The sequence below is a fragment of the [Lactobacillus] timonensis genome, from assembly GCF_900240275.1.
Lineage (GTDB): Bacteria > Bacillota > Bacilli > Lactobacillales > Lactobacillaceae > Limosilactobacillus > Limosilactobacillus timonensis.
The window spans coordinates 1,588,081-1,604,528 of the sequence record NZ_LT964761.1 but is presented as its reverse complement, the minus strand read 5'-3'; the positions used below and the strand labels follow the sequence as shown (position 1 = coordinate 1,604,528).

At 45.2% G+C, this 16,448-nt stretch carries 13 protein-coding genes, 1 tRNA gene and 1 pseudogene; 10 read left to right on the top strand and 5 right to left on the bottom strand.

Going from position 1 to position 16,448, the window contains the following annotated elements; genetic code table 11:
* Positions 1 to 176: 176 nt before the first annotated feature.
* Both C1710_RS07730 and C1710_RS07725 read left to right on the top strand, forming a co-directional pair.
* On the top strand, positions 177 to 1,052 hold the full coding sequence (locus C1710_RS07730) for a DegV family protein (RefSeq protein ID WP_102281622.1): 876 nt from the start codon (positions 177 to 179) through the stop codon (positions 1,050 to 1,052).
* Positions 1,049 to 1,687 (top strand): hypothetical protein, encoded by a 639-nt coding sequence (locus tag C1710_RS07725; protein ID WP_146002386.1) that lies wholly within the window; start codon positions 1,049 to 1,051, stop codon positions 1,685 to 1,687. The genes C1710_RS07730 and C1710_RS07725 overlap by 4 nt, the downstream gene beginning before the upstream one ends.
* 240 nt (positions 1,688 to 1,927) lie before the next feature.
* Here the strand turns inward: C1710_RS07725 and C1710_RS07720 are convergent, their stop codons facing one another.
* The gene (locus C1710_RS07720; RefSeq protein WP_102281617.1) at positions 1,928 to 2,761 is read right to left on the bottom strand and encodes an alpha/beta hydrolase; all 834 of its coding nucleotides are present in this window, start codon (positions 2,759 to 2,761) and stop codon (positions 1,928 to 1,930) included.
* Positions 2,762 to 2,899: 138 nt separating this feature from the next.
* Here C1710_RS07720 and C1710_RS07715 point away from each other — a divergent pair, with 138 nt between their 5' ends.
* On the top strand, positions 2,900 to 3,427 hold the full coding sequence (locus C1710_RS07715; protein ID WP_408065702.1) for a GNAT family N-acetyltransferase: 528 nt from the start codon (positions 2,900 to 2,902) through the stop codon (positions 3,425 to 3,427).
* Positions 3,428 to 3,510: 83 nt separating this feature from the next.
* Positions 3,511 to 4,356, top strand: a complete 846-nt coding sequence (locus tag C1710_RS07710) for an alpha/beta hydrolase family protein (RefSeq protein WP_102281614.1) — start codon at positions 3,511 to 3,513, stop codon at positions 4,354 to 4,356.
* Positions 4,357 to 4,366: 10 nt separating this feature from the next.
* On the opposite strand, the gene C1710_RS07705 is transcribed toward C1710_RS07710, so the two are convergent.
* A complete protein-coding gene (locus tag C1710_RS07705) occupies positions 4,367 to 5,236 on the bottom strand; it encodes a LysR family transcriptional regulator (RefSeq protein WP_102281611.1) in 870 nt (289 codons plus the stop codon).
* A 101-nt stretch (positions 5,237 to 5,337) separates the two neighbouring features.
* Here C1710_RS07705 and C1710_RS07700 point away from each other — a divergent pair.
* Positions 5,338 to 6,124: pseudogene (locus C1710_RS07700) on the top strand (PhzF family phenazine biosynthesis protein).
* Positions 6,125 to 6,257: 133 nt separating this feature from the next.
* Positions 6,258 to 7,652: a DHA2 family efflux MFS transporter permease subunit gene (locus C1710_RS07695; RefSeq protein ID WP_235857995.1), complete on the top strand. Its 1,395-nt coding sequence runs from the start codon at positions 6,258 to 6,260 to the stop codon at positions 7,650 to 7,652.
* Positions 7,653 to 7,754: 102 nt separating this feature from the next.
* Here the strand turns inward: C1710_RS07695 and C1710_RS07690 are convergent.
* Positions 7,755 to 7,827: transfer RNA gene (locus C1710_RS07690), tRNA-Ala, on the bottom strand.
* A 124-nt stretch (positions 7,828 to 7,951) separates the two neighbouring features.
* Between C1710_RS07690 and C1710_RS07685 the strand changes: the two genes are divergently transcribed.
* Together C1710_RS07685 and C1710_RS07680 are read left to right on the top strand one after the other, a co-directional pair.
* Positions 7,952 to 8,839 carry a LysR family transcriptional regulator gene (locus C1710_RS07685; RefSeq protein ID WP_102281609.1) on the top strand — a complete coding sequence of 296 codons (888 nt, stop codon included), beginning with the start codon at positions 7,952 to 7,954 and terminating at the stop codon, positions 8,837 to 8,839.
* 291 nt (positions 8,840 to 9,130) lie between these two features.
* Positions 9,131 to 10,456, top strand: a complete 1,326-nt coding sequence (locus C1710_RS07680) for an ISL3 family transposase (RefSeq protein WP_102281829.1) — start codon at positions 9,131 to 9,133, stop codon at positions 10,454 to 10,456.
* Between the two features lie 78 nt (positions 10,457 to 10,534).
* Here C1710_RS07680 and C1710_RS07675 read toward each other — a convergent pair whose 3' ends face one another.
* Positions 10,535 to 11,902 carry a hemolysin family protein gene (locus tag C1710_RS07675; RefSeq protein ID WP_102281607.1) on the bottom strand — a complete coding sequence of 456 codons (1,368 nt, stop codon included), beginning with the start codon at positions 11,900 to 11,902 and terminating at the stop codon, positions 10,535 to 10,537.
* 191 nt (positions 11,903 to 12,093) lie between these two features.
* On the opposite strand from C1710_RS07675, the gene C1710_RS07670 reads away from it, so the two are divergent.
* Together C1710_RS07670 and C1710_RS07665 are read left to right on the top strand one after the other, a co-directional pair.
* Positions 12,094 to 14,103, top strand: coding sequence for a KUP/HAK/KT family potassium transporter (locus C1710_RS07670; protein ID WP_102281605.1), 2,010 nt, complete (start codon positions 12,094 to 12,096; stop codon positions 14,101 to 14,103).
* Positions 14,104 to 14,172: 69 nt separating this feature from the next.
* Positions 14,173 to 14,658 (top strand): nitroreductase family protein, encoded by a 486-nt coding sequence (locus tag C1710_RS07665; protein WP_102281603.1) that lies wholly within the window; start codon positions 14,173 to 14,175, stop codon positions 14,656 to 14,658.
* A 62-nt stretch (positions 14,659 to 14,720) separates the two neighbouring features.
* Here C1710_RS07665 and C1710_RS07660 read toward each other — a convergent pair whose 3' ends face one another.
* A complete protein-coding gene (locus C1710_RS07660; RefSeq protein ID WP_102281601.1) occupies positions 14,721 to 16,445 on the bottom strand; it encodes an ABC1 kinase family protein in 1,725 nt (574 codons plus the stop codon).
* Positions 16,446 to 16,448: the final 3 nt, after the last annotated feature.

Here is a 16,448-nt window from a genome sequence, read left to right as displayed (position 1 = left end):
AATCCTCCTTGATCAATCCAATCCATTATAACCGAGTGAATGTTGTGAAGCTACCAAAAGGGGCAGGGCTTGACGTTGGTTTCTGACTTATCTTGTGGTATTCTTTAAATAACGTTGCCCTTAATTACGATTAATAAATTAACAAAAAAGTTTAAACGAAAGTTGTGGTGTTTTCCATGAAAATTGCTGTTGTGACTGACAGCACTGCTTACCTCACCAAGGAAGAGCAGGAAAAGTACAACATCCATGTTGTCCCAATTCCGCTGACTATTGATGGTCAGAGTTACCAGGAAGGGGTCGATATTTCTAACGCTGAATTTTATGAAAAACTGGCACATTCTTCAACCTTTCCTAGTACTTCTCAACCGCCAGTGGGTGAAATGATTGAGCTCTATCAACAACTCGCTGATGAGGGCTATGAGGCGGCAATTAGCATTTTCTTAACCAGTGCAATCTCTGGTTTTGTGAACACAGTGACTCAGGTAGCTGAACAGTTAAAAGACCAAATCAAGATCATCCCCTTTGATTCACACATTACAGTAAAGTTGATGGGGTACCTCACTATTGAAGCGGCCAAGGAAGTAGCTGCTGGCAAAGAGCTGGACACTATTTTGGCTAACCTGGATAAGTTGCGCCAGACTTTTCACAGTGTCTTTGTCGTTGATGACTTACAGAACCTTGTGCGTGGCGGGCGCTTATCAAACGCTAGTGCCATTGTCGGTTCTATTTTGAAGATTAAACCACTGTTGACGATGGATACGCCGAGTTACTCCATTGAGGCTTTTGAAAAGGTGCGGTCAATGAAACGGGCAAAACTACGTTGTGAAGAAATTTTCGAACAGAAGATTTCACAGGTTGACTACCCGGTTCACGCCATTGTTATTCATGCCAATGCTCCAGAAGCAGGGCAGAAGTGGTTGAATAAGCTAGCGGCAGACCACCCAGAAGTTACATTTGAACTTGGTTACTTTGGACCAGTTATTGGGACGCACTTAGGACAGGGGGCATTGGCGATCGGCTGGATGCGCGATACTGATCGCCGCCCATTATGAAACTAGGATACCGCGCGGGACTATTGTTTTTTGACGTTGTCTCATTGCTATTAATGTTGATTTTGTCAGTGATTCAATTCAATGTTTCCATTCCAAGTGGTAACCTGCATATCACAGTGGTTGCGTTAATAGCAGTTGCTTTAATGACGTTGACTGACGTTGTCAACGGATTAGTCGTTACTGGTATCAGCTTTCTTGTCATCTTTTTCTTGAGGATCATGAACTGGCAAAACTTGGTGCCGTTAGTCCTGCTGGTGTTGGTTGCTGCCATTATCATTGCAACTTGTTTGCCGCATCATCAACGGTTAAGTCACCAGCAAACAATTTGGTTAGGGCTAGCCATTGGTATTTGTCAGCTGGTACTGTTAGCACTGATCTTTTTTACGATTGGCTGGCATTACTTTGGTAACCTGCGGGGAGCAGTGATTGAACTTCAACAAGCTTTCCCGGCAGCTCTACTGAGTGGGTTGTTAGATTCTCTACTGGTGCCACCGTTCGTTTTTGCCGGTGCCAGGATGGCAGATAAATTAGGGTTGTTTAAACATCACGGCGACAGTGGACAACAGGATCCGCCATTGATTGATTTAAGTAGTCATCACTCACCAAAGGATGACGATCATCAAGAACAACATTAAAAATGGGGATCGTGACAAACCGTGAAACAGAAATCAGAATGATTTCGTTTTTGAACGGTTCTAACGCGGAAGTCATTTATGACTTCGTCGTCACGACACGCAGCTAGGCTATCCGCCGCCCCAGCGAGCAACAATAGGCCTCTAGCGTTCGGTTTTACCAGAACGTTAGAGGCCATTGTTGTACCGCCGGTTAACTTTTAGTGTGAATAAGAGGGATTATGTCACAACCCCCTTGTTATTTTATTTGCCCCAGAAAAATTGGATGAGCAGTTGGTCAACTTCCGGGTTGCGATGTAGTTGAACGTGATCAGCACCGGGACCGGTGATTTTCTTTTCGCGGAATGATTTTGCCCGGTTGCTTTCAAGGTACTTGAGTGACTGTGCTGAACGAACATCGACCTGGTTGTCAGTACGGTTGCCAACGTTCCCGTAAATGTTTAGAATCTTCACCTGGTTTTTAGGGTAAAGGTGGCGCAACTGTGTCATCTGGCGATAATTAGCCGACATAACTGATGGTTTGCCAGTTTGCTGGTTAACGGTGAAATTGACCGGCAAGTCATATCCCTGAATCCCATTCATCGGTGCTGCTAAATCTAACTGTTTACGGACCCTGGGCATTTGCTTATTATGTGCGTTCTTCAAAAAGTAGTAAGCTAACGCCATGTTACCCATTGAGTGGGCTTCCAGGTTCACGTTCTTGATGTGGTCGACAGTTTTGAGGTGGTGGAGAACGCTAGCGACGTACTGGCCGTCTTGTGAGTAGTTTGTGTTCTCATTATCCTCGAAGTTGACCATTACGATAGGGTTGATTGCATGCCGAGGGATTTTCTTTGAAAATGTGACGTGGCCATTAGCATCGACATTGGCCGACACGACTGTTTTGGTTACCCCGGCGTTAACCGCGGCATTCACCATGTGTCGTTCTGCGTGGGCACCAGAACCATAGCCGTGAGTTGCAGTTGTTGACTGACGAAAACGGTGGCTAAGGGCGGCGTGAGCTGATAGCGGCATTCCAGCGAGTAAACTAATGGTGATGGTTGCTGCAAGCGTGAGGTAAGAAAAATGGTGTTTCATTATCATGACTTCCTTAATGTGTTATCAGCTTTATTGTAAGTGACGAAAAACTGTTTGCCAACCAGGCAAAGGCCAATTATTTGCTTTATTGAAGCTGCTTATGCTAAAGTTACTAATTGGATTTTATAATGATAGGAGATGGCGATTATCAAACTGGTAAAAGCAACTCAAAACGATCTCGACCGGATTATCGAAATTTTGGCTGATGGCCGTAACCAGTTGGCCGAAAAAGGTGTTGATCAATGGCAGGGGGATTACCCAAACCGTGAGCACGTTAAGGAAGACATTGAAAAGGGGTTTGCTTACCTGGTAGTGTCTGACGATCAAGAAACGGTTGGTACATTGTCGATCGTTGCTCCGCCGGAACACGATTACGACACAATGGATGGTCACTGGCTGGTTGATACTGACCAGTACCGTGTCATACACCGGGTTGCAATTCACTCCAATCATGCGGGGCATGGGTACGCATCCCGGATGTTTGAGTCGGTAATTGACTACGTTGAAAAAGCCGCACATATTAAGTCTTTGCGGATCGATACGCACGAAGACAACAAGGCGATGCAGCACCTAATCGAAAAGAATGGTTTCAAGCGCGTCGGCACACTTCACGGGGTTTACCGGAAGAACGAAATCTCTTACGTTTATGAGCTGGTCGTTGGTTAGTGGGACTAGTCGGCCTATGATAAAATAAACACGTTAGCGGGGAGCTAGCGTGTTTTTTGTAATTTGGAAGGGGCTGAGAGGGCTTGGGCAACCGACAATTAACAGACCGTCAACGGATCCAATTAACGGAGTTGGCCTACCATCAGTGGCGGGTTGGTCAGTCAATTTACCTGGATTACGGACGCAATTTCATCGGTAAAGTGGGAAAAATTATTCACCAGGTTAATGATCTTTATCTAACGGTTGTTGTCAACCATCTGGAACAAGAGGTGACGGTTCTCTTCCGTGGTTCGACAGGGATTATCAGTGGTGGTCATGATGCCTGGGTGAATCAGTGGTTAAAAACTAATTTCCCGGTTGGTTCGGCGATCTTGACGCGGCAAACTGCCATTCCGAATCAGCTGCTTAGTGCGAGCGCAACGCTTAACCGGCTGATGAGAGCCTATCCAAATGCACGGTTTTGGCTTTATGGTCACTCACTGGGTTCCATTAATGCCCAGTATGCACTTGCCAACTGCTTCTTTCCAAACCAATTAGCAAATAGTTACTTGTTTGAGGGGCCAAATATTTACTGGTTATTGTCACCGGATCAGCGAAAACGTGCCCTGCAAATTCGTTGTCAGATTTTTAATTATATTGATCCACGGGATATTGTGACGCTTGGTTACTTGGATTACCAGCGAGTGATTGGGTTACTGCGCGTTGTTAATTCGCGCTTAGTTACCCCCATCAGCCAGCACTTGTTTGGTGGTTATCAGTATGACAGTCAGGGGAGGCTCCTAGTAAACCAGGGGGCCAGTATAGAACTGAGTCAAAAGCGAGCCCAAATTGATAGCCGGTTGATTAAACGGGCAGGACACCTTCTCCAGGCAATTGATCACTTACAAACTCGGCAACAGCTCAATTTAGGTCAGCGGCATGGAGAATAAATTCCGCCAATTAGGGTAGGTCACTTGCCTGTTGAAACAGTTCATCAATAAATCGCTGACTTGCCAACGACATTAATTGTGACGGCCGTTGGTAAATACCAATTTGTCGATATAACCGGGGGAGGAGCGGTCGGATGGCCACTTGGTAGTTTTGCTTCTTCAACACTAAGTCAGCAAGGATACTAAATCCCAGTCCTGCTTCAATCATTGCCAGTAATGAGTAGTCATCGTGGACGCGTAACTGAATATTAGGTTGGATGCCTAGCTGGTGAAAAGCATTCAACGGTTCGCTGTAGAGCCCTTCTTCAAGCATGAGGAAGGGCTCTTTTGCTAGGTCACTAAGACTAAGCTTCTGCTTTTTTGCCAGCGGATGGTTAGCCGGTAAAACGGCCTTCAATTCGCCACTTTTGAGGTATTTTACCGGAAGGGTTGGCTGAGCAGCAGGGTTAATGAACCCGAAATCAACAGTATTGTCGTCAACCCATTGGGGGATGGTGGTGTAATCTCCCTGCAGGAGGGTGAAGTGGACCCCGGGATACTTTTGTTGAAAGTTGTTAATCAGTGGCGGCAGCCAGTGTGCAGAAATACTAGAAATAGTACCGATTTTGATTGTTGAAGACTGAAGGCCCCTGATTTCAGCCGCCCGGTCCTGAAAGGTTGACCAGTCATTACATAGCTGTTCTACTAGCGGTAGTAATTTTTGACCGTCAGGCGTGAGTCCTACTTGGCCATGGGTTCGGTGCAGCAGGGGGAAGCCCACGTCGCTTTCAAGGCTGTTGATCATCTGACTGATTGCAGACTGTGAATAACCAAGAAGCTGGCCAGCAGCAGTGAAACTGCCGGTTGTGAGAATTGCTTTTAAAGCGCGCAATCGATTCATCTATAAGTTCTCCTTATTAAACCATTCAAAAGATTTGTTTCACTAATCTTGAACCAGTCACTATAATAATGTCAAGTAAGTTAAGGAAAGAGGGAATAACAATGAAAATGTACCATGTTGATGCTTTTACAAAGAACTTATTTACTGGCAACCCAGCTGCCGTCTGCTTTGCTGATCACTTTCCCGACGAATCGTTGATGCAGCATGTAGCGATGGAAAACCGCTTATCAGAGACCGCCTTTGCTGTTCAAAAACAACCTGCGGAATATGACTTACGATGGTTCACCCCGGGCGGGGAGATTAACTTGTGCGGGCACGCAACACTGGCGACAGCCTTTTTAATATTTACCTTTCGTCAGCCAGCAGCTGACCTGGTCAGTTTTAATACCAAGTGGTCAGTTGAAGGTCCGCCAGGTGAACGGTCACCTTCAGATGGACTTTCCTAGTTATCGGTTAAACGAGGTTGCCGTTACACCGGAAATGACTGCCGCATTTGGGGTACGTCCCGTCGCTGCTTATCAGGACCGTGATCTCCTGTGCGTGTTACCAACAGCTGGTGATGTCCGCAAGTGCCGTCCACGCACCGCAGACTTATTGAACTTGCCGGGGTTGCTGCAGAGTATCACGGCAGCGAGTGATGACAAACGTTATGATTGTGTATCACGCTCGTTTGCACCGAAACTGGCGGTAGCCGAGGACCCAGTTTGTGGCAGTGCTCACTGTCAAATTGTTCCTTACTGGGCTGACCAGCTAGGAAAGAAACAGGTTACCGCCTTTCAGGATTCAAACCGAACTGGTGTCCTATACTGCGAGGATCGGGGAAGCAGGGTGACAATCGCTGGGGATGCTGTTCTTTATTCCAGAGGAGAGCTTCTCCTGCCAGACTGAGACAACTTAATTTTATTAAGGATAGTAGTTAACAAAACAAGGAACATTTAAAAATCACTTACGAAAGATAATTGATTCTGGTAATGTAACCAATTGTGTTTGAAGAAGAATCAATGAGGAGTGATTTTTAATAATGAATGAACAAAAGAATCAACAACACGTTCGCCATCCGAAATTAGCGATGGTTAGTATGCTGCTGGGCGCTTTTGTTGGGATGTTAAGTGAGACTTCGCTAAACATTGCCCTACCGCAATTGACACTGGCCTTTCGGACGAATACAGCCACTATTCAGTGGTTAGTGACTGGATATATGTTAGTGATTGGCATTATCTTGCCACTGTCAAGTATGATTTCAAAGTGGTTCACAACGCGACAAATTATCATTTTTGCGTTGCTTGACTTTATTGTGGGAGCAATGATTTCCGCTCTTGCGCCAAACTTTGCTGTTTTGTTAATTGGACGGATGATCCAGGGAATTGCTACCGGGCTAATCCTACCGTTAATGTTTGCTGTAGTTATGCAGATTTTTCCACCACAGAAGATTGGGGCGGTAATGGGCGTCTGTGCGTTGGTAATTATGTTCGCACCGGCCATTGGGCCAACGCTAACCGGCTTAGTTCTTGGTAAGTTATCGTGGCGTTGGATTTTTTGGCTCTTTATTCCGTTTCTGTTAGTTGCCCTGATTTTTGCGTTAACGTCACTTGAAAATGTTGGCCAGATTACCCGCCCATATGTCGATGTTTTGTCGATCATCGAGTCTGCCATTGGCTGCTCAGGCTTGGTAATTGGTGCCAGTTTATCCAGCCGTGATGGCTGGTTGTCTCTACCGGTGCTTTGTTCATTGCTAGTTGGCATCATCGTCCTTGGCTTGTATGTTCACCGGCAACTCAACATCAAGACGCCCATTTTAAACCTGCGCGTCTTTAAAACGCCGACCTTTGCGATTGGCTCAACGTTAGTAATGCTTGATTTTGGCATTATCTTGTCTGCCATGTACCTGCTGCCAATGTATATTCAAAACGGCCTCCTACTGCCGGTCGCTTTAACGGGGGTCATTATGCTGCCAGGTGGCATTGTCAACGCCTTGACTTCTGCAGTTGCTGGTCGAATGTATGATAGCATCGGTGCCAAGAAACCAGCACGATGCGGGTTTTTGATTGCACTGGTCGGTGGGTTAATGTTGGCCTTTACAACTGACCGCTCACCTGTTGGCTATGTTATTGCGGCACACGTTATTCTAATGATCGGCTGTCCACTTGCGATGTCACCATCCCAGACAAGTGCGCTGAACTCATTAACGGGGATGCAATCTGCTGATGGTAGTACAATTTTAAACACGATGCAGCAAATTGTTGGGGCGCTAGCAACTGCGCTGGCTACCAGCTTCCTTGAACTGGGCAGCCGGACCGCAGCAGGTAGTGCGGCAATTCGTTTTACCACTGGTGTTCATTACGGGATTTACTTTACACTTGTACTGATTGTCATTGGTATCATTTTGACCTTTAAGATGGTCGATCAGACTGAATAGGGTGTTTAGTAATTGCGTCTTGACCCGTTAGCTTGAACTTACATTGGTATTCTAAATGAAAAAACCTCAGTAAACCGCTTGGTTTACTGAGGTTTCGTTATATGGACCATGCGAGATTCGAACTCGCGACCTCCTGCATGCGAAGCAGACATTCTCCCAACTGAACTAATGGCCCATTGCTATTGACGATGCCTATTGTAACACGTTCGTGGTAGAATTTTAACTAATAATATTGTTTTAATCACATTGATTGTTGCACGCTTTTGACCTTGACAGCAAAAATTAGAGGAGTGTTTTCAGTGGAAACGCGGGTTCTCAAATATTTTTTGACGGTAACACAGACAAATAATATTACAAAAGCAGAGGTAGAACTGCACGTGACCCAACCAACTCTTTCACGACAAATTATGGAGCTGGAAAAAGAACTGGGGGTCAAATTATTTATGCGTCGTCCTCGTCTGATGTCATTAACGGCTGAAGGAGCGTTGTTTCAGCAGCGAGCACAGGTGCTGCTCCGCCTATGGGAGCAGGCCAAAGAAGATGTGGCCAACCAAGAGAAGGGGCTTAGGGGGACCGTTCGGGTAGGTTGTGTTGAGAGTTCAGTATCGCCTTTTTTGATGAAGGTCATTGGGAACTTTCTTGATCAGTACCCGCTAGTTCAGTTATCTATGCTTGACGGTGACGGCGATACTCTCCGTGAAAACCTTGACCGTGGCTTATTGGACATGGCGGCTTTAATTGAACCGGTAGAAGCCGCTAAATATAACTGCATGAAATTGCCCGTTAAAGAAGAGTGGGGAATTATTATGCGCGCTGATGACCCGCTGGCTGGAAGACAATTTCTGACGCGTCGTGATGTGGAGCAACTACCACTAATACTGACACGTCGTAGTATTGTCCGCGATGACCTTAGTCAGGGACTCCATTTAACAAAAGGAAAATTGAATGTTCGCATGACAATTAACCTGCCTGGTAATGCTAACCAGTTAATTCGTGATGGGCATTACTATGCTCTTGCTATCAAGGGAGTCTACGAGGGAGCTCACGACCAAGCACTTGCGTTTGTTCCCTTGAAGCCGCGCCACACAACTGGTCACGTCATGGTCTGGCGCAAAAATAGCAACCTCACCCAAGCAGCAACGACTTTTCTTCAACAAGTAAAAACTGCTGCCACTGCCCAACAGTAAAAGAAGGCCTCCTGACTTTGGTTCTACACTATTCGGTACTGATGGAATTTTCCATCGGTACCGTTTTTCGTTTATGATGACAATAAAAAAAACGGACAATCACCCCAAAGCCTAAATCGTGGTGATTGTCCTCCAGAAAGGAAATTAATCCTCATGACTAATGATATCAACTTTTTAACCGGAATCCAAGACCCAGGGCTTCAGCTGGATAAANATGACAATAAAAAAAACGGACAATCACCCCAAAGCCTAAATCGTGGTGATTGTCCTCCAGAAAGGAAATTAATCCTCATGACTAATGATATCAACTTTTTAACCGGAATCCAAGACCCAGGGCTTCAGCTGGATAAAGAAGGGGCTGAGACTATTGATGACCAAACCAAAATCATTCATTTGGTCAAGACTGGTGAATGTCGTTGTCCTGTTTGTGGACGCCCGATGTTGAAGAATGGTTTTCGTCATCGCCCAGTAGTCATTACCGCCCTGTCGGTCGCTGGTGTAAAGACCATTCTCATGATTAAAAAACAGCAGTATATCTGTAAGCCGTCCACTAAATGTCCGCAAACCGTGACGAAAATCGCCACGATTAAAGGCATTAGCCGCGGCTGTCGGATTGCTAATAACGTGAAGCAATTCATTATCAAAGACCTTCACCGTAATATTTCACAGAAAGAGTTAGCCCATAACTATTACGTGTCTGCTAGTACCGTTTCCAGAACCATCGATACGCTAGAAAACACCTTTGTTCCTGAGAAAGATTGGCTGCCGGCAACGATTGCTTTTGATGACTTCAAGTCAGGCCAATTCGCTGATAGTGGGATGAGCATGCTCTTAATGAATCCGACTAATCATCGCACCATCGATATTATTAAATCCCGGAACTCGCGTTATTTAAAGCAATACTTTTATCGTCACTTTACCCGGCGGGCCCGATGTGCTGTCCGTTTGATTGTCGTCGACCTTTATCAACCTTACCGGAGCTTAATCAAGGAACTCTTTCCTCATGCCCGAATTATTGCCGATCATTTTCATATCGTTGCCCAGGCGTATCGGGCACTTCAAGCGGTGCGGATTAAAGTAATGAATCGTTATGGTCATGGCACCCACGAGTATCGCGTTTTAAAGCGTTTCTGGAAGTTACTTTTACAAAAAATCGCTCATTTAGATAATATTCACCACTATCCACGGCGCAACTTTCGTGGCGCCTGGTTGTCTGATAGTGAGGTCATTGATCGGCTTTTGTCCATGTCACCCGAATTGCAAATAGCTTATGACTACTACCAAACTTTGATAGAGGCAGTGGATCAAGGTCAAGCAGCAGAGTTAACGGCACTCTTACAACGCAAACTCACTAATCTGCCTAAACAATTACAAAAAGTCCAGCGGACTTTACGGCAACACCAGGAAGAAATCATCAGGAGCTTTCAATACCAGTTAACTAATGGTCCCATTGAGGGTACTAATAACAAAATCAAAGTAATCAAACGGACGGCTTATGGTTTTCGCAACTTTTTCCGGTTCCGGATTCGCATACTAATAGCATTAAAAAATTCGCACATCATGGTTCAGGCACCCATAATCACAAGAAAAACCAGCCCAAGCAAACTAGTTGCTTGAACTGGTCAAAATTAGCTATCAGTACCGATTGACAAAGAGCCCTGACTTTAACCAGGAGACCTTCTTTTTATCGTCGTATTAATTCTTTTGCTGTTCTTTTGTCTCAGCTTGTTCCTTATTCTTTTGGGGATGCTTTTCGATATGAACTACGTGGAAATTGTCGACAAAGGCGTTTTCAAAATCCAGGGGAGTGAAACTGAAACCATCGACCCGGATTGGTCGTCCGACAGCGAGCTCATACTTCTCTTCGAGGAAGAAACCAGTGATTGTCGTTGCGTCCGACTGGTCAAACTGGTCAATCTTCACGTTGAAGTAGCGTTCAAAGTCGTCAAGGTTCATCTTACCAGAGACGGTGTAACCCTGGTTGCCTTTCTCATCGACCTTTCCCTTTTCAATCATGTCGTCACTATCATGGTCGATTTCTTCGTGAACCGTTCCAAATAGTTCTTCGTAAATATCTTTATCAGTAACAATCCCGGAAGTCCCGCCGTATTCATCTTGAACGACAACGATGGGAACGTGTTCCTTGACCATTAGCTTCATGACGTCAGTCAATGGTTGGCTTTCGTAAACCATCGGCACTTGACGCATGATCTCAGTGACACGCATCTTGCCATCATCGTTACGGAGGGCATTCATAATGTCATAGTTGAAGACATAGCCTAAAATGTGGTCCTTGTCATTATTACGAACGACAGGGTAGCGGGTAAACTTCCGCTTAAAGTACATTTTGGAAGCATCGGCAATCGTCGCCTTGCTATCGATCACCGATAACTGGGTCCGGTCGACCATGACCTCAGAAGCAACCTTATCGTTCATTTCAAAGGCCCGTTCCATAAAGACCACGTCTTCTTTGTCTAGCTCGCCGGCCTTTTCAGACTCTTGAGACAGGGAAATGATTTCGCTTTGTGAGTAGATATCCTCGTCAGGGTGGGGATTGAAACCGAGCAACTTGGTAAAGGCTGCAGCAGTAACGTTAAAAATCCACACCAGTGGGAAGAAGATAACGTGGAAAAAGTGAACAGGACGGACAATCGCCAGCAGGATCCGCACCGGCTGGTCAATCGCCATGTTCTTTGGTACCAAGTCAGTAAAGACGGCGTGCAGGAAGGTAAAAATCAGGATACCGATAATGGAGGAGAACTCTGCTGCCAGGTTATGAGGAAGCACGTGCAACTTCATTAACATTCCAACGGCGTAGTCTTCACCAATCCACCCAAGGATCAAGGAAGTAATTGTGACTCCCACTTGGGCGGTAGAAAGATACTCTGATAAGTGTTCCAGCATGTACTCGGCACGTTTGACTGCCCGGGTTTGCTTACGTGTCTTTAGTTCACTTGGGCGTGTCTTCACTAATGAATACTCAAGTAGTGTGAAGAGAGCCGCCAGCAACAGAATAAAAACAATAACTAGTAAAACAACTGGACTAGTTGGACTAATACCCATACTTAGAATAGGTCCTTTCTCAGTAATTCTTACCACTTATTATACCAGTCTAAAGTGAAAGCGCCTATTTCAAACCCTGTCCGAAGCAAATTAGCTTAGCTAAGTAAACTGGACTATTCTAACTTGGAGAACTAAAATGTTCCATATCAACTAGAAATACAATTTCCTTAAATATGAAAGGAGAATGAGTGATGCAGAAAGGTCATAAAAAGTTACTGGCCAATGCTCTGATCGCTTTAGGTGTCGTCTATGGAGACATCGGGACGTCACCGCTTTATACGATGAACGCACTCATTAACGATGTTGGCGGGACGCAACACCTGACGGAAAGATACGTGATTGGTTGCTTATCATTAGTCTTTTGGACATTAATGTTAATGACAACGATCAAATACGTGTTGATTGCGATGCGCGCTAATAACAAGGGCGAAGGAGGGATCTTTGCTCTTTATGCACTTGTCAGAAAGTACGCCAAATGGTTAATTATTCCGGCACTAATTGGTGGGGCGGCGTTGCTCGCTGACGGGACTTTAACGCCAGCCGTAACGGTTACTACCGCTATTGAAGGACTCAAGGGCGTCAACTTTGGTTCCCACGGGGTGCTCGTTCATGATCAGGGCGAGGTCATTATTATTACACTGGTCATCTTATTAGCTCTTTTCTGTATTCAACGTTTTGGGACCAGTTTTATTGGTGGGGCATTTGGCCCAATTATGGTTGTCTGGTTTGGCTTTTTGGCAGTCTTTGGCCTTAAAAATATCAGTGCTGATCCCTTCGTATTACGGGCAATTTTGCCACATTACGGGATTGAATTGCTCTTTGACCCACATAATAAGGTTGGTATTTTTATTCTGGGGAGTGTTTTCCTGGCAACGACCGGGGCTGAAGCCCTGTACTCTGATATGGGGCACGTCGGCCGGAAGGCAATTTATGTCACCTGGCCATTAGTGTTTATTTCGTTAACTTTAAACTATTTCGGTCAGGGAGCCTTCTTAATTAGTCGTTTGTCGACTTTGGGTTCTAATGGTTCGGGATATAACCCGTTCTACCAGATGCTGCCAGCAGAGGTTTATCTTTTTGGGGTGGTCATTGCAACCTTGGCAGCCATTATTGCCTCCCAGGCATTGATCACTGGTTCATTTACCCTGGTCGAAGAAGCAGTTGGGTTGAAACTGTTGCCACGCATGCCAGTCGAGCATCCATCGATGGCTCGTAGCCAGATCTATATTTCGCCAATTAACTGGTTGCTTTGCCTGATCACTTGTTCAATTTTGCTCTTCTTCCGGACGTCAGCACACATGGAAGCAGCTTATGGGCTAGCCATTACCATTACGATGCTGATGACTTCTGTCCTTTTGCACCAGTATTTGTTAGCCAATTCTAACCGTTTCTTTGCCACTCTCTACATTGTTTTGTACGCCACGATTGAAACAATCTTCTTGATTTCTAGTCTAACCAAGTTTATTCACGGTGGCTATGTCACCCTGTTACTAACTTTTATGATCTTAATGACCATGGTTAGTTGGTACTACGGGAATAAGTTGCGTGGTAGTCTCTATGGGGAAAGCGAGTACCTTTGCCTAAACGACTACAAGCAGATGCTTCAGGATCTGTCAAACAACGAGGATATCCCACTTTACGTCTCTAACCTGGTTATGATGGCGCGAATTAACGAGAATCGGATGGTCAAAAGGGAGACGCTTTACTCTATTCTTGATAAAAACCTGAAGCGGGCAAAGGTTTACTGGTTTGTGACAATCAATACTACTGATGAACCATATACTAGTTACTACACCGTCGACATGATGGGAACTCGGAACATTGTTAACCTGCAGCTTTACCTCGGCTTCAAGATGGGTAATAGTGTCAACATGTACCTGCGTCAGGTTGTTTCTGATCTGATGAATCAAGGAATCATTGATAAACAACCACAAGAATATACGACCCAGCCGGGACGACAAGTGGGGGATTTCCGGTTCGTCTTCATCCGTGAACTTCTTGATAAGAATACCGCTATTTCTGGTTGGCGGCGTGTCTTGATCCAGGTTCGGATCTGGTTGCAAAATCATACCATGTCTCCGGTACAGTATTACGGACTGGAATTTAGTGATACAGTTGTTGAAACCGTGCCGTTATTCTTGAAGCGGCGAGTCGCTAAAAAGCTTCGCCAGAACGTAATTGCTAATAAGCGTCAGGAGTAAGTGGTCACGGTTAAGCACCTAATGGAATATGCAAAAGAGTGTTACCAATAAGAAAAGGGGTTTTTAGTGATGTTATCAGCAATTAGTAATCGTCGTGCCGTGCGCAAATATCAATCCAAGCCGGTGAGTGAGAATGATATTCAAGCATTAATTGAAGCTTTTCAGGCATCCCCGTGTGCCATGAAACAAACCGATGACTTGCGAGGAATTGTTGTGACAAACGAAGAGTTTCGGCAACGAATTGAGCATTCCACCAATAACTCCTGTTACGGAGCTCCACTGCTTTTCATCTTGACAACAAAGAAGGAGAGTAAGTTTGGTGAGCGCGATTCATCCGTTGCTGCTGAAAACATCATGTTGCAGGCTACCGCTCTTGGCCTCGGTTCTGTTTATATCATGGGTGGTGCGTTGGTATTAAATGATGATAGTGACTTATTGGCTGAACTAGGGGTCAAAGATGGCTATGAGGTCAGTGTCATTGTTCCAGTCGGCTATGCGGCTAACAAGACAACTGGCGAGGATCGGTCGCACCGGTACCACCTGTCACGAAAATAAATTATTGAAACTTACTTAAAGGAAAAGGTTCCGTGCTCAACTGCACGGAACCTTTTTTATCATTATTTTCGGTGCCGCCATCGTTCGATCAAGGTGCTAACCAGTAAAATAATGATCACTAAGATAGCGACCAAGTAACCAATCATCCCAATATGGTTAATGGAGGAGTGATCGTCGCTACCCTTTACGAGGATGGAAGAGCCGAGAATGACTGCTGCCAGGATAATTACAACCATCAGTCGGTCAACAATTTTTTCAAGGTATTTGAGGACTTTACGTTCATTTTGATAGCGAAAGTTAATTTGAACCTGGCCGTTGCTGAGAATTTGCAAAAAACGATTGATCCTAGTTGAGAACTGGCTAGTTGATTGCACGCCCTTCACCAGGGCCAGTAATTGTTCATCCACCAGGTTGCGAAAGTTAAACTTCTGCCAAAAGTACTTTTTGGCAAATGGTCGCGCGACTTCCATCATTGACAACTCGGGATCAAGCTTGGCAACGGTATTTTCTAGCATTCCAAATGCCTTGACTAGGAGGGTGACTTCAGATTTAACTTGTAGGTTATTATCTTCACAGAGGTGGATGATGTGAAAGAGAAGGTCAGCAAAATCAATGTCACCTAGTCCTTCATTAAAGTAGGGACTGATCAATTCTCCTAACTGCCGGTAGAATCGTGGTTCGTCAACAGGACCGACCCGGTTGCAAACTGCTAAAATCGCCGCGCCAATGGCTTGCTCATCCTTGGAATTCAGCGCCAGTACAATTTGGGCAATGCCGTCTGCCAGGTTTGGGGTTAAACGACCCATCATACCAAAATCAAGGTAGACAAGACGAAGTGGTGGAAGGACCGTTTGTGTCTGGGTAGCAATGCTGGTCCCCATTACTTCTTTAGACCACTGGTGAGTGGTTTTTAAGGTTGGTTGATCATTGACTGGTAACCGGTAGAACAATATATTTCCGGGATGTGGGTCAGCGTGAAAATAGTGATCGTCAAAGACTTGCTTTATGAAATTACGGACAAGTTCCTTCGCTAAATAATGACGTTCCTTCTGTTGTGCTTGTCGCTGTTGTTCGTCTTCAGCTAACGGCTGAGCAAGGTAGTGTTTAATACTTTTGCCATTCATGGCCTGGTTAACGAGGACCCCTTGACCACTATATTGTGGGTAGACTTTTGGAACCCGGATGATCCCGTCACCATTGTTTAAGCGATAAAATTCCGCCCCGTTGCTGGCTTCAAGTTTGGTATCAATCTCGTTTAGTAAGGATTTCCGTAATTCCTGGTAAGCGCAGTCAATATTAATTGCAGACTTCCCGGTAGGAACGATTTTTAAGATGCGGAGTGCCTTGTCAAACAGTGACAGATCAGTCCGGACCAATTCCGGAACGTTGTGGTTCTGGACCTTGACGACCACCTTTGTTCCATCCGTTAATTGGGCGTGGTAAGTTTGACCAATAGAAGCAGAAGCAAAGGGGTGCTGATCAAATGACGAAAAAACTTCTTCAATTGGTTGCTGAATGGCTGCTTCAACTGTCTTTTTAGCTACAAGAAACGGCTCAGGCGGGACATTGTCCTGCAATTGTTGTAGTTCTTTGATGTAAGCAGGCGAAACTAAGTCTGGGCGTGTTGAAAGCAGCTGACCGGCTTTGATAAAAGTTGGGCCTAATTGTTCTAACGCTTCACGAACTGCCTGGGGATTTGTCTGGTGGTAAAAATTAGTTACCAATTTGTATTGACGAATAACTGAAAGAATCTCTTTCAGGCGCCCTTGGGTGGATTTTGCTGGCATGAC